This window comes from Streptomyces doebereineriae, assembly GCF_031845645.1.
Taxonomy (GTDB): domain Bacteria; phylum Actinomycetota; class Actinomycetes; order Streptomycetales; family Streptomycetaceae; genus Streptomyces; species Streptomyces canus.
Map to the genome: position 1 here is coordinate 106,703 of NZ_JAVREZ010000011.1, position 18,795 is coordinate 125,497.

Here is an 18,795-nt window from a genome sequence, read left to right on the forward strand (position 1 = left end):
CCCGTCCTCCCGGCCGCCCGGCACATGGGTCCAGACTCGAACGGGTCCGACGTGACCGCAATGGCAATGACCCGTCCGGAAACGGGCGTCACCGTTCCGGCTCAGGCGATCTCGACCAGCAGGTCGCCACCCTCCACCTGCTGGATCTTGTTGATGGCGAGCCGGGACACGCGACCCGCCTTCGACGCGGTGATCGCGGCCTCCATCTTCATGGCCTCGATGGTGGCCACGGTCGCCCCGGCGTCGACCTCGTCGCCCTCGGCGACCGCCAGCGTGACCACACCGGCGAACGGGGCGGCGACATGGCCGGGGTCGGAGCGGTCGGCCTTCTCGGTGGTCGGGATGTCGGAGGAGGCCGCGCGGTCGCGGATCTGGATGGGCCGCAGCTGGCCGTTGAGCGTGGACATCACCGTGCGCATGCCCCGCTCGTCGGCCTCGCCGATCGCCTCCAGCGCGATGAGGAGCCGGACGCCGGGTTCCAGGTCGACGGCGTACTCCTTGCCCGGCCTGAGGCCGTAGAAGAAGTCCTTGCTGTCCAGGAGGCTGGTGTCGCCGTAGGACTGCCGGTGTGTCTCGTACTCGCGGGTCGGGGCGGGGAACAGGAGCCGGTTGAGGGTCGAGCGGCGGTCCTTCTCCAGGCCTGTGCGGTCCTCGGCGTTCAGCTCCTCGACGGGCTTGGCGTCGGCGCGGCCCTGCAACGCCTTGGTGCGGAAGGGCTCGGGCCAGCCGCCGGGCGGGGTGCCGAGCTCGCCGCGCAGGAAGCCGATCACCGAGTCGGGGATGTCGAAGCGGTCCGGGGTCTCCTCGAACTCCTTCGGGGTGACCCCGGCGCCGACCAGGTGCAGGGCGAGGTCGCCGACCACCTTGGAGGACGGGGTGACCTTCACCAGGTGGCCGAGGATCTTGTCGGCGGCCGCGTACATCGCCTCGATGTCCTCGAACCGGTCGCCGAGGCCGAGCGCGACGGCCTGGGTGCGCAGGTTGGAGAGCTGGCCGCCGGGGATCTCGTGGTCGTAGACCCGCCCGGTCGGGGAGGCGAGGCCCGCTTCGAAGGGCGCGTAGATCTTGCGGACGCTCTCCCAGTACGGCTCCAGGTCGCCGACGGCCCTGAGGTCGAGGCCGGTGGGCCGGTCGGAGTGGTCGGTCGCGGCGACGATCGCCGACAGGGAGGGCTGCGAGGTCGTACCGGCCATGGAGGCCACGGCACCGTCCACGGCGTCCGCGCCCGCCTGGATCGCGGCCAGGTAGGTGGCGAGCTGGCCGCCCGCGGTGTCGTGGGTGTGGATGTGCACCGGGAGGTCGAACTCGCGGCGCAGGGCCGACACCAGCTTCGCCGCGGCGGGGGCGCGCAGCAGGCCCGCCATGTCCTTGACGGCCAGGACGTGGGCGCCCGCGTCGACGATCTGCTCGGCGAGGCGCAGGTAGTAGTCGAGGGTGTACAGGCGTTCGTTCGGGTCGGACAGGTCCGAGGTGTAGCAGAGGGCGACCTCGGCGATCGACGTGCCCGTGGCCCGTACCGCCTCGATGGCGGGGCGCATCTGACTGACGTCGTTGAGCGCGTCGAAGATGCGGAAGATGTCGATGCCGGTGGCTGCCGCCTCCTGCACGAAGGCGTCCGTCACCTCGGTCGGGTACGGGGTGTAGCCGACGGTGTTGCGGCCGCGCAGCAGCATCTGGAGGCAGATGTTGGGGACGGCCTCGCGCAGGGCGGCCAGCCGCTCCCAGGGGTCCTCGGCGAGGAAGCGCAGGGCGACGTCGTAGGTGGCACCGCCCCAGCACTCCAGGGACAGCAGTTCGGGCAGGGTGCGGGCGACGGCCGGGGCGACGGCGAGCATGTCCTTGGTGCGCACGCGGGTCGCGAGCAGCGACTGGTGGGCGTCGCGGAAGGTGGTGTCGGTGACGCCGATGGTCGGCGACTCGCGCAGCCAGCCGGCGAAGCCCTCGGGGCCCAGCTCGGTGAGCCGCTGCTTGGAGCCCGCCGGCGGCTCCGCCCCGGCATCCACGCGGGGCAGCTTGGTGACCGGATCGATCACGTCGGGCCGCTCGCCGTGCGGCTTGTTCACCGTCCGGTCGGCCAGGTAGGTGAGCAGCTTGGTGCCGCGGTCGGCCGAGTGCCGGGAGGTCAGCAGGTGCGGGCGCTGCTCGATGAACGACGTGGTGACGTTGCCCGCCTGGAAGTCCGGGTCGTCGAGGACGGCCTGCAGGAACGGGATGTTGGTGGCCACGCCCCGGATGCGGAACTCGGCCACGGCACGCCGGGCCCGGTTGACCGCGGTGGTGAAGTCCCGGCCCCGGCAGGAGAGCTTGACCAGCATCGAGTCGAAGTGGGCGCTGATCTCGGTACCGGCGTGGGTGGTGCCGCCGTCGAGGCGGATGCCGGAGCCGCCGGGCGAGCGGTAGGCGCTGATGCGGCCGGTGTCGGGGCGGAAGCCGTTGGCGGGGTCCTCGGTGGTGATACGGCACTGGAGGGCCGCGCCGTGCAGCTGCACCGTCTCCTGGGACAGTCCGAGGTCGGCGAGGGTGGCGCCGGCGGCGATGCGCAGCTGGGCCTGGACGAGGTCGACGTCGGTGACCTCCTCGGTGACCGTGTGCTCGACCTGGATGCGCGGGTTCATCTCGATGAAGACGTGGTTGCCCTCGCGGTCGAGGAGGAACTCCACGGTGCCCGCGTTGCGGTAGCCGATCTCGCGGGCGAAACGGACGGCGTCGGCGCAGATCCGGTCGCGCAGGCCGGGGTCGAGGTTGGGTGCGGGGGCGAGCTCGATGACCTTCTGGTGGCGGCGCTGCACCGAGCAGTCGCGCTCGTAGAGGTGGATGACGTTGCCGTGCCCGTCGGCGAGGATCTGCACCTCGATGTGGCGGGGCTCGACGACGGCCTTCTCCAGGAAGACGGTCGAGTCGCCGAAGGCCGAGGCCGCCTCACGCGCGGCCGCCTCGATGGACTCGCGCAGCTGGGCGGGGTCCTCGACCCGGCGCATGCCGCGTCCGCCACCGCCGGCGACGGCTTTCACGAACACCGGGAAGCCGACGTCCTCGGCCGCCCTGACGAGCTCGTCCACGTCGGTGGAGGGTGCCGAGGAACCCAGGACCGGTACACCGGCGGCGCGGGCGGCGGCGACCGCGCGGGCCTTGTTGCCGGTCAGTTCGAGGATGTCGGCGCTGGGGCCGACGAAGGTGATGCCCGCTTCCTCGCACGCGCGCGCGAGCTCGGGGTTCTCGGAGAGGAAGCCGTAGCCGGGGTAGACGGCGTCGGCACCGGCCAGGCGGGCGGCACGGATGATCTCGTCGACGGAGAGATAGGCCCTCACGGGATGGCCCGGTTCGCCGATCTCGTAGGCCTCGTCGGCTTTGAGTCGGTGCAGTGAGTTGCGGTCCTCGTGCGGGAAGACGGCGACCGTCCTCGCGCCGACCTCGTAGCCCGCGCGAAACGCGCGAATCGCGATCTCACCACGGTTGGCGACCAGTACCTTGCGGAGCATTCCCGTTCCCTTCGGCCTGCCGGTGACGCCCCCATGGTCTCGGCAAAGCCCGTCGGTGGCCATGAGAGTCAGGTCACGTGTCGCTGACGGTTTGGGGGTGATCTGCGCAGGTACAGCGGTTGTACGACCTCCTGCGGGCAACTCTGGTCACTCCACCGTCCCGGTGAAGGGGGTCACCGGCCGCTCCAGGCGCTCACCGTCCACGGTGATGTCGACGGCTTCGTTGAAGAACGCGAGGAACCCCTTGACGGCGGCCACGGCGGGGAGCGGGTCCGGGTAGCTCCAGACGATGTTCGCGTGGCCGCCCGTCGACCAGTACTCGGCGGTGCCCTTGTAGGGGCAGTCGGTGTGATGGTCGGTGGCTTCGAGCAGGTCGGGACGGATGTCCTCGCGCGGGATGTAGTACCGCGTGGGCAGACCTGTCTCGAAGAGCAGGACGGGACGGTGGGTGTCGGCGACGACCGTCCCGTCGATCTCGACCCGGACATGGCGGCTGCTGGGCATGGCGTCGACCCGTTTGTGCGGGTCACGGGGGTGGACGAAGATCTCTTCCTCCTCCTCGTACCAGTGGTCGAGGCCGGTGCCCCAGCGCCGGAACCACGCGAAGGCGATGTGGCCGGCCAGGTCGGCGGCCGGAAAGGTCCAGGCGGCGTTCTCGACGAGCTCGCCGTCGACCTCGAGGTCGTAGAAGATCCGCGATCCGGTGTGGGTGCCGGTGGCCGGGTTCTTCGCGGGCCGGAGCAGGTCCTCGCGGACGTCGGCGCGCGGGAAGGCGTACAGCGGGACGGGGAAGTCCGGTTCCCAGACGAGGACGGGATGCCGGCTGTCGACGACGGTGACGTCTCCCTTGCGGCCGCGCACCCAGCGCTCGCTGGGCTCCCACAGCAGGCCTTCCGGGGTGGTCCGTACGTCTGGTGCGGTGGGGAAGGTGGTCATGAGCGTCTCTCCTTCACCTCTTCAGGAAGTCGGTCAGTCCCGTCAGGAGCCGGTCGACGTCCGGTGAGTCGTTGTAGGGGGCGAGGCCGACGCGCAGGCCGCCGGTGTCGCCGAGGCCGAGGTGGCGGGAGGCCTCGATGGCGTAGAAGGAGCCGACCGGAGCCTGGACACCACGCTCCGCGAGGAAGCCGTACGCGTCGGCCGTGTTGTGGTTCTCGAAGGTCAGCAGGACGGTCGGGGTGCGGTCGGCGGCCCTGGAGTGGACGGTGACACCGTCGAGGGCGGCGAGCCCCTCGTCGATCTGGGCGCGCAGGACCCGTTCGTGGGCTTCGAGCGCGGCGAACCCGGCGGTCAGCCGCTCTCGCCGGGTCCCGGTGGCCTTTATGTCCAGCCGCTCGGCGAGGAAGTCGACCGCAGCCGTCGTTCCGGCGAGGAACTCGTAGGGCAGCGTGCCCAGTTCGAAGCGCTCCGGGACGGCGTCGGTGGAGGGCAGGAGCTTGTCCGGGTGCAGGGTCTCCAGCAACTCCGGGCGGGCGGCGAGGACTCCGTGGTGCGGGCCGAGGAACTTGTACGGGGAGCAGACGAAGAAGTCCGCGCCGAGCGCTTCGAGATCGACCAGGGCGTGGGCCGTGTGGTGGACGCCGTCGACGTGGACGAGCGCGCCGACCTCGTGCGCCGCCCGGGCGATCGCGGGAATGTCGGGGCGCGTACCGATCAGGTTGGAGGCCGCGGTGACGGCGACGAGCCGGGTTCGCTCGGACAGTACGGCCCGGATGGCGTCGACCGTCAACTCACCTGTCTCCGGGTCGAATTCGGCCCACCGTACGGTGGCACCGGACTGGACCCAGGGGCGGATGTTGGCGTCGTGGTCGAGGCGGGTGACGACCACCTCGTCGCCGGGTGACCAGGTCTTGGCGAGGGTGCGAGCGACGTCGTAGGTGAGTTGGGTGGCGCTGCGGCCGAAGACGATCCCCGAGGGACTCGCCCCGAGCAGGTCGGCCATCGCCCGGCGGGCCCCGGTGACGAGGGCCTCGGCGTTGCGCTCCCCCACGGTCACCTGTCCCCGGTTCGACAGGGGCTGCGCCAGGGCGTCGGCGATGGCTCGGATGACGGGCTCGGGGGTCTGGGTGCCGCCCGGGCCGTCGAAGTGGGCGATACCGGCGGCCAGGGCCGGGAAGTGGGAGCGGATGGCGGCGATGTCGTACGTCACGTGGGGCTCCTCGGTCCGGCCGGTTCCAGGTGATCTCAGCCTGTCACGCCGTTCGCAGGGTCTCGCGGTGAGCCCGGTTCGTGGCCATCAGCCCGTCGAGGGCGTCCCGGGTCCGGATCAACTCCTCGATGTGGTCGGAGAGCCGGTCGCGTTCCTCGGCCATCCGCTCCAGCGCGGCGTCGGACGTCTCCGCGCTGGGCGAGTCGACGCACGGCAGGAGTTCGGCGATCGTACGGCTGGACAGACCGGCCGCGTACATTCGCTGGAGGAAGGTCACACGCTCGGCCGCGTACTGTGTGTAGTGCCGCTGCCCGCTCGCGCTGCGCGTGCTGGTGAGCAGGCCCTGCTCCTCGTAGTAGCGCAGGGCCCGGACGCTGACCCCGGCCCGTGCCGCCAGTTCCCCGATGCGCACGCGTTTCTCCCTCGCGGACTTGACCCTCACGTCGACGTCAGGTTTTAGCGTACCCGCGTGCCCGGCAAACGGGTGCGACGGATCACGAAGGAGAGATGACGTGACGACCCTTTTCACCGGCTTCCGGCTCGGCGGACTGCGGCTGCCCAACCGGGTGGTCATGGCCCCGATGACACGGGTGCGGGCCGCCGAGGGCGGTCTGGCGACGCCGTCCATGGCGCGCTACTACGCCCAGCGCGCCACGGCGGGCCTGATCGTCACCGAAGGGGTGCAGCCGAGCCTGATCGGGCAGTCCAATCCGGGGACGCCGGGGCTGTACACCGACGAGCAGGTGGCCGCCTGGCGCCCGGTGACCGAGGCCGTGCACACCAACGGGGGCCGGATCTTCGCGCAGATCATGCACGGCGGCCGGGTCTCGCACCCGGACACCACCGGCCTGCGGCCCGTCGGCCCCTCGGCCGTCCCCGCCACCGGCGGGGTGTTCACGCCCACGGGACCACAGCCCGCGCCGGTTCCGCGGGCGCTGGGCACGGAGGAAGTGCCCGAGCACGCCGAGTCGTACGCCGGGGCCGCGCGCCGCGCCGTCGACGCCGGGTTCGACGGGGTGGAACTGCATGGCGCAAACGGGTACTTGATCTCGCAGTTCCTGTCCTCGAACGCCAATCTGCGCACGGACCGCTACGGCGGTTCGGTGACCAACAGGATCCGGTTCGCCGTCGAGGCGGCGGCCGCGACCGTCGACGCCGTGGGTGCCGAGCGCACCGGGATCCGACTCTCACCGGGCGGCACGTTCTGGGGAGTTGAGGAGACCGAGGTCGTCGAGCTGTACACCGCGCTGCTGACCGAGCTGTCCGGTCTCGGACTGGCCTACGTTCATCTGGAGGCCACCGCCCCCGAGGAGACCCTCCTGGACCTGCGGCGGGCCTGGCCCGGTGCCCTCGTCATGAACCCGGTGCTGCCGTTGGGCGCCAAGCGGGCCGGCCGCTCCGAGGCCGACCACTGGCTCGGTCTCGGCGCCGAACTCATCAGTTTCGGCCGCGCGTTCATCGCCAACCCGGACCTGGTCGAGCGGCTGCGCACCGATCTGCCGATCGCCCCCGCCGACGAGGCCACGTACTTCCAGGGCGGGGACAGCGGCTACCTCACTTATCCCGCATTCCAGTACACGGCATGACGTCCTGACGGCGAGGACACCACGAAAGGGTAACGAAGGTCAACCGCAGGCAATGCCGGGTGGTCTAGCCCAGCATGAAGATCTCTTTCCTGCTCCACAACGCCTACGGGATCGGAGGCACCATCACCACCACCTTCAATCTGGCCCAGGCTCTGGCCGAACGGCACGAGGTGGAGATCGTCTCCGTGCTGCGGCACCGCGAGCTGCCCAACTTCGTGCTGGATCCGAGGGTTTCGCTGCGGCCGCTGGTCGATCTCAGAGAGGAGAAGGAGCACCCATTACATCTGAGACCGGCGCGGGTGTTCCCGCGCTCCGAGTACCGGTACGGGCAGTACAGCGAGCTGACCGACCAGCGCATATCCGAGGCCCTCGCCGTCATCGACGCGGACGCGGTGATCGGCACCCGGCCTGGGCTCAACGTGCATCTCGCGGGTCAGGCGCCACCCCATGTCGCCCGGATCGGGCAGGAGCACCTCACCCTGGACAACCACTCGCCCCGGCTGCGCACCGCCCTGCGGCGGGCCTACCGGGGGCTCGGCGTGCTCACCACGGTCACCGAGGCGGACGCGGGGGCCTACCGGCGACGGATGCGGCTGCCCGGCGTACGGGTCGAGGCCCTTCCGAACAGCGTGCCGGATCCCGTACTGCCTGCGGCTGACAGTTCCGCGAAGGTGGTCGTCGCGGCCGGTCGACTGGTCCCGGTGAAGCGGTACGACCTTCTGGTCGAGGCCTTCGCCGCGGTCGCCGCCGAGCATCCGGACTGGCAGCTGCGCATCTACGGCAAGGGGGAAGAACACGACCGGCTTCGGCAGCTCGTCAACGACCTCGGACTGTGGAACAACGTCTTCCTGATGGGCGCCGCGGCTCCCATGGAGGCGGAGTGGGTCAAGGGCTCGATCGGGGCGGCCGCCTCCAACTTCGAGCCCTTCGGCATGACCATCGTCGAGGCGATGCGCTGCGGGCTGCCCGTGGTGAGCACCGACTGTCCGCACGGCCCCGCCGAGATCATCGCGGACGGGGTCGACGGGCGGCTGGTGCCGGTCGGGGACCGGGACGCCATGGCCGCGGCCCTGCTGGAGCTGGTCGGGGACGACGAGCTGCGCCGCCGTATGAGCCGGGCGGCCCTGGAGAACGCGCGGCGGTTCGCTCCCGGGCCAGTGGTCGAGCAGGCCGAGCGGCTCATCACCGAGGCGGTCTCGGCGCGGCGGGCGGGACGGCCGGTCGTGCGGGAACGCCGGAGCACACATCTGGCCGCCCGGGGCTTCGCCGCCCGGGACACGGCTCTGGTCGCGGCGAGCGGCGCGCTGCGCATCGTACGAAAGGGGCGGCCGTGACGACGACACGCGCCGGGTGCGCGATAGACGCGGACGGCAGGATCATCTTCGAGGTGCCTCAGGCCCACGGCCACCGGTTGCTGCTGCGGCTGCGTCCCAAGAAGGGGCTGCCCGAGGAGACTCTGCACGTCCTTGACCTGAACTCGGCCGACGAGGGGCGCGCGCGTGCCGTGCTCGGGGCCGATCCCGTGCTCACGGAGGGCCGGTGGGACGTGTATCTGCTGGACGGGTCCGAGCGCACACGGCTGCGTCCGGGCCCGCGTGACCTGCGGGTCCTGGTCGACGGACACCTGCGGGACCGGCACGCGCCGCTGGCCGTCCGGGTCCCCTACGTCACCAAGGACGGCTTTCTCGCGGTGCGGACCTGGCTGCGGCCCGCGCACGCGGAGGTCGACCGCGTGGACTTCACCGGCGGGGCACTGACGGTCTCGGCCCGGCTGCACGGTGCCTCGCTGCCGGCCGGCGCCGAGGTGCGGCTGCGGCTGCGGCGGGACAGAGAGACCCTGCGCACGCTCGAGCCGCAGGTCGGACAGGACGGCCGGAGCTTCTCCTTCACGGTCGCCGACGAGACCCTGGACAACGGCGTCTGGGACATGTTCGTACGGCCCGCTCCCGGAGCCCCGATGATCCGGCTTGCCCGGCTTCTGGACGACGTGGCGGACCGTAAGCAGGTCTTCGTCTACCCGGGTGCCACAGCAGGGGGGATCGTCGTGCGGCCGTACTACACGGTCGACAACGACCTGTCCCTGGACGTGAAGCAGGCCGGCTGAGCGGTCACTCCCAGACCACGACGTTGCGCCGCACCGGCACCGTCGTGGCGTCCGCGGCGAACAGTTCGGGCGAGTGGGCGCGGATGCGTTCGATGTCGTCGAAGACGGCCCTCAGGTGCGTGCGCATCGCGGTGCGGGCGAGCGGCACGTCACCGCCGACGACGGCGTCGAAGATCTCGTGGTGCTGGACGGCGAACACGGCAGGGGACACGTTCTCGTGGAGGCCGAGCCGCCGTGCCCGGTCCAGGTGACCCTTGGCCGCGGCGACGGTCCTCCAGACCTCGCCGTGGCCGCTCAGCCGCATCAGGCCCTGGTGGAAGGCCTCGTCCAGCGCGAAGAACTCCTCGAGACCGAGGTCTTCCCGCTGCTGGCGCTTCAGGTTGTCGCGCAGCTCCTCGACCACTCCGGAGTCGAGCTCCGCGGGCAGGTCCTCCAGCGATGCCAGCTCGACCGCCTCCCGCAGGAACTGCGCGTCCGCGACCCGTGCCGGGTCCACGCGGGACACGAACGACCCGATCTTCGGGAAGACCTGCACCAGCCCCTCCTGCGCCAGCAGGATCAGGCTCTCCCGCACCGGAGTGCGGCTGACGCCCAGGGACGCGGCGAGTTCGTTCTCCGAGAGGGCGGCGCCCGGGGCGAGTTCGAGGGTCAGGACCAGCTGACGCAGCTTCAGGTAGATGTCGCGCCGACTGGTCCGCCCGTTCGTTTGAGCCATGCGCACATCGTAGGTCGTCACCACCGCACAAGTATTGCGACTCTCCGCGACAGCTGCTTGTATACAAGCACTTCGCGACCAAGGAGGGCCTGTGAGCAGCATCGAGCGCGTGGACGTGTTCGTCGCCTCCCCGGGGCGTACGTTCGTCACGCTGCGCATCACCACCACCGACGGGGTCGTCGGCCTCGGCGACGCCACGCTCAACGGCCGTGAGCTGGCCGTCGCGAGCTATCTGCGCGACCACGTGGTGCCGCTGCTGATCGGCAGGGACCCGGCGCGCATCGAGGACATGTGGCAGTACCTCTACAAGGGCGCCTACTGGCGGCGCGGCCCCGTCACCATGACCGCGATCTCCGCAGTCGACACCGCACTGTGGGACATCAAGGGCAGGACCGCGGGCCTGCCCGTCTACCAGCTCCTCGGCGGCCGCTCCCGGGACGGCGTCCTCGTCTACTCCCACGCCAGCGGCACCGACGTCCCCTCCCTGTTGGACGACGTCGAGCGCTATCTGGAGCTGGGCTACAAGGCCGTGCGCGCGCAGGCCGCCGTGCCCGGCGTCGGAGGGACCTACGGAGTCCGCAAGGGCACGGTCTACGAGCCCGCCGCGACCGACCTGCCGGACGAGCAGCCCTGGGACACCGAGGCCTACCTCGGTTTCGCGCCCACCTATCTGGAGGCCGTGCGGGAACGCTTCGGCTTCGGCTTCCACCTCCTGCACGACGTGCACCACCGGCTCACACCGATCGAGGCGGCCCGGTTCGGCAGGAGCGTCGAGGGCTGCCGGCTGTTCTGGATGGAGGACCCGACCCCGGCCGAGGACCAGTCGGCGTTCCGGCTGATCCGGCAGCACACGACGACACCGATCGCGGTCGGCGAGGTGATGAACTCGATCTGGGACGTCAAGGACCTCATCACCGAGCAGCTCATCGACTACGTCCGCACGACCGTCGTGCACGCCGGCGGCATCACCCACCTGCGGCGCATCTTCGACCTCGCCGCACTCCACCAGGTTCGCACCGGCTCCCACGGCGCGACCGACCTCTCCCCCGTCAGCATGGCCGCCGCCGTGCACCTCGACCTCGCCGTGCCGAACTTCGGCATCCAGGAGCACATGGGCCACCCCGCCGAGACCGCCGAGGTCTTCCGCACGGGCGTCACCTTCGCCGACGGCATGCTGCACCCCTCCGAGGAGCCGGGCCTCGGCGTCGAGTACGACGAGAAGGCCGCCGAGCGCTTCCCCTACCAGCGGCGCTATCTCCCGGTCGCCCGCCGCCTCGACGGGTCGGTGCACGACTGGTGAGCGAGATGTTGAGTCGTACGACCGTCTCGGCGCTCGCGCCCGAGCTGCGGCCCCTGGTCGATCCCGCCGAACTCCGCACGCGGGTCGTCCACTTCGGACTCGGTGCCTTCCACCGGGCCCACCAGGCGGTGTACACCGAGCGGGCCGCCGCGCTCTCCGGGGAGCCCTGGGGCATCACGGCGGTCGCGCCCAGGTCGGCACGGACCGCACGGGCGCTGCGGGAGCAGGACTGTCTGTATTCGCTCACCGAGCGCCGGCCGGACGGGAATCGCTGCCGGGTCGTGGGCTCGGTGGTCGACGCCCTGGCCATGGGGCCGGACGCCGAGAAGGTCGACGCGCTGCTCATGGACCCCGCCGTGACGGTGGTGACCCTGACCGTGACCGAGAAGGGCTACCAGCGGTCGCCGTTCTCCCCGGTCATCGAGCGGCTCGCCACCGGACTGGCCGCCCGGATGCGCGCGGGGGCACCGCCGGTCAGTGTCGTGTCCTGCGACAACATGGCGGGCAACGGGGCTGTGCTCAAGGGGGTCCTTCGCGACTTCGTACAGGACTGCGACTGGCCGGACCGCTCGGTGATCCTGGACCGCATGGCCGAGGCCGTCGCCTTCCCCGCGACGGTCGTGGACCGGATCGTGCCCGCCACGAGCGAGGCCGACCGGGCAGGAGCCCTTGACGCCCTCGGGCTGGAGGACGCCCTCCCCGTCACGGGCGAGCCGTACCGGCAGTGGGTCCTGGAGGACTCCTTCGCGGGGCCACGACCGCCGTGGGAGCGGGACGGCGCGCTCCTCGTCCCGGACGTGACGCCGTATCAACTCACCAAGCTGCGGCTGCTGAACGGCTCCCACTCGGCGCTGGCCTGTCTGGGCATGGCCGCGGGCCTCGACACGATCGCCGAGACCATGGCGTCCGACTGGGGCGAACGCCTCGTACGGGCCCTGTGCGCGGAGGTCTCCCCGACCCTTCCCGCCGGCGGTCCGGACCCCCTCTCGTACGCCGACGATCTCGTCGTACGGTTCCGCAACCCGGCGATGCGGCACCTGCTGCGGCAGATCGGCACCGACGGTCCGCTGAAGGTCAGGGAGCGCTGGCTGCCGGCCCTGCGGGAACTACGGGGGCGCGGCGCCGATACACCGGTGCTCGAACTCGCCCTCGCCGCCTGGGCGTTGCCCACACAGGAGCCGATCCCGGCCCTCCTGCGGTCGGTTGGGGCCGCGGACCTGGCCGACGACGACTCGCTCACCGCCGCCGTCACGGACCGGCTGCCCGCCCTTCGTGCCGGGCGCATCGAGATCTGACTCCCCGCACCTTCCGTCCCCGAACAACGGAGTTCACGATGAAGGACAGCGTCACCGCCGCTCAGCGGACGCCATCCGCCGAGCGGACCACGAGAGATCTGGCGCGGGCCGCCGTCTCGGGCTGGCTCGGCACGGCCATGGAGTTCATGGACTTCCAGCTCTACTCGCTGGCCGCTGCGATCGTCTTCAACAAGATCTTCTTCCCGGACGTCAGCCCCGCCGTCGGACTGATCGCGGCGATGGCCACCTACGGGGTCGGATACGTCGCCCGGCTCGCCGGGGCCGTGTACTTCGGCCGGATGGGCGACCGGATCGGCCGCAAGAAGGTCCTCTACCTGACGATCCTGCTGATGGGCGCGTCCACCACGCTCATCGGCGTGCTGCCGACCTACGCGTCCATCGGCATCCTCGCGCCGATGCTGCTCGTCGCGCTGCGGCTGGTCCAGGGGTTCGGCGCGGGTGCCGAGATCGCCGGGGCGACCGTGCTCCTCGCCGAGTACGCCCCCGTCAGGCGGCGCGGCCTGGTCTCCTCGCTGGTGTCGCTCGGCACCAACTCCGGGACCCTGGCCGCCTCCGGTCTGTGGGCGGTGCTCCTCGCCACGCTCAGCGAGGACCAACTGCTGTCCTGGGGCTGGCGGTTGCCGTTCCTGCTGAGCTTCGTGCTGATGCTGTTCGCGTTCTGGCTGCGCCGGGGCCTCAAGGAGAGCCCGGTCTTCGAGGAGCGTCCCGATGTGGTGGACGGGGTGGCGATGGCCAAGGAGGAGGTGATCGCGGCGGCGCACGAGGGCGATGTCCTGGCGGCCGGGATACGGCAGCGCAAGGGCAAGGCGTTCTTCCTCGCGCTGGGCCTGCGGTTCGGGCAGGCGGGCAACTCCGGGCTGATGCAGACGTTCCTCGTCGGGTACATCGCCACCAACCTCGCGGTCGGCCGGTCCGTGCCGACGGACGCGATCGTCTACGGCTCGCTGCTCGGGTTCGTCACCGTGCCACTGGTGGGTCAGCTCGGCGACCGCTTCGGACGCCGTGCGCTGTATCTCGCGCTCACCGCGCTGACCGTGGTCGTCGCGTTCCCGGTGATGCTCCTGATCACCTCGGGGTCGAGCGCGGGCGTGATGCTGGGCATGGTCCTCGGTCTGAACGTCGGTGTTCTCGGGCTGTTCTCCCTGGAGAGCGTCACGATGGCCGAACTCTTCGGCTCCCGTACCCGGTTCACCCAGCTCGCGCTCGCCAAGGAGATCGGCGGCATCCTCGCCACCGCGATCGGCCCGGTCCTCGCGGCCACGCTCACGGCCGTCACCGGCAGCTGGTGGCCCATCGCGGCGATGCTCGTCGTCTACTCGCTCATCACCTTCGTCAGCGCGCTGCTCGCGCCCGAGACACGCGGACGCGACCTCGTCCGGCTGGAGGACGCCGTATGAGGGCGGTCGTGGTGCACGGTCCCGGTGATGTGCGGATCGACGAACGGGAACGTCCGGTGCCGGGACCGGGCGAGGTACTGCTGGCCATGGAGTGGGGCGGCATCTGCGGCTCCGACATCGCGTACTGGAGGAAGGGTGCGTCGGGTACCGCCGCGCTCACCCACCCGCTGGTGCTCGGGCACGAGGTCGCGGGGCGGATCGCCCAGGTGGGCGACGGGGTCACGGGACTCGACGAGGGGCAGCCGGTGACCGTCCATCCGGCCCGGCTCGTCGGCGACGGTGCGCTTCCCGCGCGCATCGCGGGGCGGACCAATCTCCACCCGCGCGTCCGCTACTTCGGCTCGGCGGCCTTCGATCCGCACACCGACGGTGGCTTCAGCGAGTACCGGACCGTCCCGGCGGCGCAGATCCGGCCGCTGCCCGACGGGGTCGGCACCGAACAGGGCGCGCTCGCCGAGCCGTTGGCCGTCGCGCTGCACGCCGTCGGCCGGGTGCCCGCACTGCGGGGCCGTACGGTCCTCGTCAACGGCTGCGGGCCGATCGGCTCGCTCGTCGTCGCGGCCGCCCGGCTGCACGGGGCACAGACCGTCGTCGCGGCGGACCTGGCGTCCTCGTCCCTGAAAATCGCCGCTGCCATGGGGGCCGACGAGACACGTGATCTGTCCGCCGGCGAGAGACTGCCCGAGGACGTGGACGTGGTCTTCGAGGCGTCCGGGGCGGCGGCCGCGCTCGGCCCCGTACTGCGGGCGGCGGCTCGCGGAGGCACCGTCGTGCAGGTAGGCAACCTGCCCGGGACGGCCGTACCGGCCGCTCTCGGGGACCTGGTGACCCGGGAGATCACCTGGATCGGCTCGTACCGGTTCGTCGAGGAAATCGACGAGGCGCTGGGCGCACTGCGGGACGGGCTCGACGTGAGTCCGCTGATCACCCATCGTTTCCCGCTGGAGCGGGCGGAGGAGGCACTGGCGGTGGCCGCCGATCCGGCCGGCGGAAGCAGCAAGGTCATGCTGCGGCTGGCTCCCTAGGAGTCCTTCGTGTCCGTCCTTCCCAGGAGTCCTTCGTGTCCCTTCCGTTCCAGTCCCACCCCGCCGACGTCGTGTGCGTAGGCGAGACGATGGTCGTCCTCGGTCCGCCGGACGACCGTCCGCTCGCCGAGCAGGACACGCTCAGGATGGCCGTCGGCGGCGCCGAGTCCAACGTCGCCTGCGGGCTGGCCGGGCTCGGGCACCGCGCCGCCTGGCTGAGCCGCCTCGGCGACGACCCGTTCGCCCGGCGCATTCTGGCCGAACTCGGCGCGCGGGGCGTGGACGTGAGCGCCGTGGAGACGGATCCGGAGCGTCCGACGGCGGTCTACTTCAAGGATCCCGGCCCGGGCGGCACCCGTACGCACTACTACCGGGGTGGATCGGCCGCGACGGCGATGGGCCCGTCGCTGGCCCGGCATCCAGCAGTTCGCGCGGCCCGGATCGTGCATCTCTCGGGCGTCGCCGCGGCCCTGTCCGAGAGCTGCGACCGGCTGCTGGAGGCGGTCCTGGCCCGGCCGGAGGGGCGCGGGCTCGTCTCCTTCGACGTCAACCACCGGCCCGCCCTGTGGCGCGACGGCGGGGCCTCCCGGCGGCTGCTGACGCTCGCCCGCGCCGCCGGCATCGTCTTCGTCGGCCGGGACGAGGCCGAGGAGCTGTGGGGCACCGCCCGCCCCGACGACATCGCCGACCTGCTCGCCCCCGCGCCCGTCGTGGTCGTCAAGGACGCCGGGTTCGGGGCGACTTCGTACGCCGGGGGGATGCGGACCTTCGTGCCCTCGCTGCCCACCAAGGTGGTCGAACCGGTGGGTGCGGGCGACGCGTTCGCGGCGGGTTACCTGGCCGGGGTGCTGGAGGACCGCGCCGAGCGCGACCGGCTCCGGCTGGGGCATCTGGCCGCCGCGGCCGCGCTGCGCACCCGGGACGACGTGCCCGTCATGCCGCCGCGCACGGAGACCGACCGCTGTCTCGCGCTGGACGAGGAGGCGTGGGCGGCGACGGCACCGCGCTGAAGGTCATCCCCAGAGCACGTGCAGGGTGGGTGGTTTGCGGAAGACCAGGCCGTACGGGGCGGTGGGGTGGGCCGGGTCGAGGCGGAGAGCGGGGAGACGGTCGAGCAGGTGCCGCAGGGCGATGCGGGTCTCCAGGCGGGCCAGGTGGGCGGCGAGGCAGTAGTGGGGGCCGTGGGCGAAGGCCAGTTGGAGGCGGGCGTTCGCGCGGCGGACGTCGAAGCGGTCGGGGTCGGGGAAGACGGCGGGGTCCCGGTTGGCACCCGTCAGGGAGACGGTGACGAGGTCACCCTCGTGGATCGAGGCCGGGCCGAGGGTGATGTCCCGGGTGGCGTAGCGGTCGACGACGGCCGCGCCGGGTTCGAGACGCAGGGACTCCTCGATCGCTCCGTCCAGCAGGGCGGAGTCGGCCTGGATCAAGGCGAGTTGATCCGGGTGCCGGAGGAGATGCAGCAGTGCGTTGGTGATCATCGCCTCGGTGGTCTCTATGCCTCCGAACATCAGCACCGCGGCGTTGGACGCCACTTCCGGCAGCGCCAGCCGGTCCGCGGCGGAGGTCAGGAGCGAGGTGGTGCCCTCCTTGGCGACCGTGGCCTCGACCGCTGTCCGAAGCTCAGCGTACGCCTCCGGGCCCGCAGGTCCGGCCGTACGGCCCGCCGTGAGGTCCGAGACGGTCCGCACGATGGCGTCGTACCAGGAGAGCACCGTGTCCGTGCCGGCGCCCACCAGCCCGAGTGCCTCGGTGACGACGGCGACGGCGAGCGGGCCGGCGAAGCCGCGGCGCAGTTCGGCGGCGCCCGCCGGTTCGAGTGCGGTGACGAGTCGGTCGGTCTCCCGCTCGATGAACTCGGAGAATCCGTCCCGTACTTCACGCGGGCGGAAGGGCGCGGTGAACGGCTCGCGGTGGCGGGTGTGTTCGTCGCCGTCCAGGGAGAGCATGCTCGGGCCGACGACCTGGGCGGTCGAGAAGCGGGGGTCGTCCACGGTGAAGGTCTCGGCGTCCCGCATCACGTCGAGCGCGAGATCACGCCGGGTCACCAGCCAGCCGTTCAGTTCGGGCAGCCAGGACACGGGCTCGTGGGCACGCAGCCGGGCCAGCCGCGGATGCGGATCACTGGCGAGTTCGGCCAGCGTGGTGGTGGCGCCGAGCGGGAATCCGATCACGCTCCAGGCTAACCCGGCGGAAAATACGTGGCAGATGGGCGTGCGGCGGCCTACGCTGCTCCACGATGACGACTCACACTCCTGAACGATTGGGGGTCCCGTCCGCGCAAGGTGAGTGCTGATGCTCACTTCGACCGCGAACGAGGACATCCGTACATCCTTCTGGCCGCGCGTGCGCGAGTTCGCCGTGCCGGCCTCCATGATCGAGACCGCGACCGCCCGTCGCCTCGCCGGGGACTGGGCGGGGGCGTGTGCCGCCGCGGGTTTCGACGTCGATCTCAGCCTCCGTGCTGTGGCGCGCGATCACGGCCGGGAACTGGCGTCCCGGCTCCGGTCCGATCTCCGCGCCCTCGCTCCCGACCTGCTGCGCTGGCACATGCCGAGGATCGCCCCGGACGGGCTGCTGCGGCCCGGGGTGACCCTGACGCTGGCGCGGTACACCGCACTCGAGGGCCCTGTCCATCTCGTGGCCCGCACCGCGCCCGCCTGGGCTGACGCCGGACAGCGCATCAGCCTTGCCCTGTGGTCCCGGTCCACGGCCGACGCCGTAGGACATCCGCACCCGCGTCCGAACCGACGGTTCCGACTGGATCTGCACCGGCATCTGTGGGATGCGGGCAGGGTCGGGGAGTTGTGGGAGCGGTCGGGGGCCGGGGAGTCGCGAGAGCGGGGCCGGGGCGGTGAAGTCCGCGACCGGGACGGGACCGGTGAGTCAAGTCACCGTCAACTTGTCGCCGATGGACCGGAGTTGACGGTGCCGCCCGTTTGCGCCGTCGACCGGTGGGCCGCGGAGGCGCGGATATTGCTAGCGGCCGAAGGACGGACCGGCGGACTCCTGCTGGTGCGGCTCGGTGGGCGGCAGCGGCTGGTGCTGGAGCTCGGCGCGGACGACGACGTGATACGTCCCGCGGCGACTCCCTCAGCCGGTACCGGCTCCGCGCTTCCCGTCCTGCCGGACGCGGCGACCTGGGTGCTGCCCGACCTCCAACTGCTGCGCGCCGGCGCTATCGAGGCGGAGCGGCTGCACCCCCTGGTCGCCGCCGCGTTGGCACCGGACCGCGCGGCCACCGGACCACCCCGCACCCCGGACCGGCAGGGGGGACCGCGTCTCGTGGAGTGCCAGGGAGCCCGACACCGGATCGGCCTGGTCGACGGGGTGCTGGCCCCGCTGGACCACGACCCGGACGAGATCCGGCGGGAGGAACTGCTGGTCGCGCTGACCGGCACCCCGCTCCCCTGCCTCCAGGCGATCGACGAGGCACACCGCCGTCCGCACTGCCTGGCGGGCGTCCGCGAACGCCTGGTGCACGGCGACACCGCCGGCGCCCTGGCCGTCGTGGAAGGACTGCTCGGCCCCGAGGCGCTGCTGCGCACCGGCCCCCTCCGGGACGAACTGGAGGCGGCCGCACTACGGCGCATCACATACGGCCTGTTCAGGGCGGGCCTGACGGGACCCGGGCCCACCTGGTTCCGGCCGCGTCCGACCGGTCGTGACTCCCGGAACCGGCGTACCCATCCCCGTCACGCGGCCTGAATCCCCCATCCCCACAGGGAAA

The 18,795-nt window shown here is 71.6% G+C and carries 15 protein-coding genes; 9 read left to right on the forward strand and 6 right to left on the reverse strand.

Translation table 11 applies throughout. The features are described from left to right. Positions 1–101 precede the first annotated feature (101 nt). From RNB18_RS29265 to RNB18_RS29280, 4 genes are all read right to left on the reverse strand, one after another. Complete coding sequence (locus RNB18_RS29265) at positions 102–3,479, reverse strand: pyruvate carboxylase (RefSeq protein WP_311717115.1); 3,378 nt, start codon at positions 3,477–3,479, stop codon at positions 102–104. A gap of 147 nt (positions 3,480–3,626) precedes the next feature. Continuing rightward, on the reverse strand, positions 3,627–4,415 hold the full coding sequence (locus RNB18_RS29270) for a DUF427 domain-containing protein (RefSeq protein ID WP_311717116.1): 789 nt from the start codon (positions 4,413–4,415) through the stop codon (positions 3,627–3,629). Positions 4,416–4,428: 13 nt separating this feature from the next. Then, the gene (locus tag RNB18_RS29275) at positions 4,429–5,625 is read right to left on the reverse strand and encodes a cysteine desulfurase-like protein (RefSeq protein ID WP_311717117.1); all 1,197 of its coding nucleotides are present in this window, start codon (positions 5,623–5,625) and stop codon (positions 4,429–4,431) included. A 43-nt stretch (positions 5,626–5,668) separates the two neighbouring features. Beyond that, positions 5,669–6,037 (reverse strand): MerR family transcriptional regulator, encoded by a 369-nt coding sequence (locus RNB18_RS29280; protein ID WP_311717118.1) that lies wholly within the window; start codon positions 6,035–6,037, stop codon positions 5,669–5,671. 100 nt (positions 6,038–6,137) lie between these two features. On the opposite strand from RNB18_RS29280, the gene RNB18_RS29285 reads away from it, so the two are divergent. The 3 genes from RNB18_RS29285 to RNB18_RS29295 all read left to right on the forward strand — a co-directional run bounded on the left by RNB18_RS29285 (position 6,138) and on the right by RNB18_RS29295 (position 9,315). Beyond that, positions 6,138–7,211, forward strand: a complete 1,074-nt coding sequence (locus RNB18_RS29285; protein ID WP_311717119.1) for an alkene reductase — start codon at positions 6,138–6,140, stop codon at positions 7,209–7,211. Between the two features lie 74 nt (positions 7,212–7,285). Further along, complete coding sequence (locus RNB18_RS29290) at positions 7,286–8,545, forward strand: glycosyltransferase family 4 protein (RefSeq protein ID WP_311717120.1); 1,260 nt, start codon at positions 7,286–7,288, stop codon at positions 8,543–8,545. Next, positions 8,542–9,315 (forward strand): hypothetical protein, encoded by a 774-nt coding sequence (locus RNB18_RS29295; RefSeq protein ID WP_311717121.1) that lies wholly within the window; start codon positions 8,542–8,544, stop codon positions 9,313–9,315. Before RNB18_RS29290 ends, RNB18_RS29295 begins: the two co-directional genes overlap by 4 nt. 4 nt (positions 9,316–9,319) lie before the next feature. On the opposite strand, the gene RNB18_RS29300 is transcribed toward RNB18_RS29295, so the two are convergent. Further along, a complete protein-coding gene (locus RNB18_RS29300) occupies positions 9,320–10,030 on the reverse strand; it encodes a GntR family transcriptional regulator (RefSeq protein WP_311717122.1) in 711 nt (236 codons plus the stop codon). A 91-nt stretch (positions 10,031–10,121) separates the two neighbouring features. Between RNB18_RS29300 and manD the strand changes: the two genes are divergently transcribed. The 5 genes from manD to RNB18_RS29325 are packed head-to-tail and all read left to right on the forward strand — an operon-like array spanning position 10,122 to position 16,078. Further along, entirely contained in the window at positions 10,122–11,330 is a 1,209-nt protein-coding gene (gene manD, locus RNB18_RS29305; protein ID WP_311717123.1) for a D-mannonate dehydratase ManD, read from the forward strand. Between the two features lie 5 nt (positions 11,331–11,335). Then, on the forward strand, positions 11,336–12,625 hold the full coding sequence (locus RNB18_RS29310) for a mannitol dehydrogenase family protein (protein WP_311717294.1): 1,290 nt from the start codon (positions 11,336–11,338) through the stop codon (positions 12,623–12,625). 38 nt (positions 12,626–12,663) lie between these two features. Continuing rightward, positions 12,664–14,043: an MFS transporter gene (locus RNB18_RS29315; protein WP_311717124.1), complete on the forward strand. Its 1,380-nt coding sequence runs from the start codon at positions 12,664–12,666 to the stop codon at positions 14,041–14,043. Continuing rightward, positions 14,040–15,068: an L-idonate 5-dehydrogenase gene (locus RNB18_RS29320; protein ID WP_311717125.1), complete on the forward strand. Its 1,029-nt coding sequence runs from the start codon at positions 14,040–14,042 to the stop codon at positions 15,066–15,068. Before RNB18_RS29315 ends, RNB18_RS29320 begins: the two co-directional genes overlap by 4 nt. Positions 15,069–15,103: 35 nt before the next feature. Beyond that, complete coding sequence (locus RNB18_RS29325; RefSeq protein WP_311717126.1) at positions 15,104–16,078, forward strand: sugar kinase; 975 nt, start codon at positions 15,104–15,106, stop codon at positions 16,076–16,078. A 3-nt stretch (positions 16,079–16,081) separates the two neighbouring features. Here the strand turns inward: RNB18_RS29325 and RNB18_RS29330 are convergent, their stop codons facing one another. Further along, positions 16,082–17,239, reverse strand: coding sequence for a cytochrome P450 (locus tag RNB18_RS29330; RefSeq protein ID WP_311717127.1), 1,158 nt, complete (start codon positions 17,237–17,239; stop codon positions 16,082–16,084). Positions 17,240–17,360: 121 nt separating this feature from the next. Here RNB18_RS29330 and RNB18_RS29335 point away from each other — a divergent pair, with 121 nt between their 5' ends. Continuing rightward, on the forward strand, positions 17,361–18,773 hold the full coding sequence (locus RNB18_RS29335) for a hypothetical protein (RefSeq protein ID WP_311717128.1): 1,413 nt from the start codon (positions 17,361–17,363) through the stop codon (positions 18,771–18,773). Positions 18,774–18,795: the final 22 nt, after the last annotated feature.

Excerpts from the sequence above, each read along its gene's own strand:
- RNB18_RS29320 (WP_311717125.1), top strand. The coding sequence starts at position 14,040 with ATGAGGGCGGTCGTGGTGCACGGTCCCGGTGATGTGCGGATCGACGAA.
- RNB18_RS29265 (WP_311717115.1), bottom strand. The coding sequence starts at position 3,479 with ATGCTCCGCAAGGTACTGGTCGCCAACCGTGGTGAGATCGCGATTCGC.
- RNB18_RS29270 (WP_311717116.1), bottom strand. The coding sequence starts at position 4,415 with ATGACCACCTTCCCCACCGCACCAGACGTACGGACCACCCCGGAAGGC.
- RNB18_RS29310 (WP_311717294.1), top strand. The coding sequence starts at position 11,336 with ATGTTGAGTCGTACGACCGTCTCGGCGCTCGCGCCCGAGCTGCGGCCC.
- RNB18_RS29315 (WP_311717124.1), top strand. The coding sequence starts at position 12,664 with ATGAAGGACAGCGTCACCGCCGCTCAGCGGACGCCATCCGCCGAGCGG.
- RNB18_RS29290 (WP_311717120.1), top strand. The coding sequence starts at position 7,286 with ATGAAGATCTCTTTCCTGCTCCACAACGCCTACGGGATCGGAGGCACC.
- RNB18_RS29300 (WP_311717122.1), bottom strand. The coding sequence starts at position 10,030 with ATGGCTCAAACGAACGGGCGGACCAGTCGGCGCGACATCTACCTGAAG.
- RNB18_RS29335 (WP_311717128.1), top strand. The coding sequence starts at position 17,361 with ATGCTCACTTCGACCGCGAACGAGGACATCCGTACATCCTTCTGGCCG.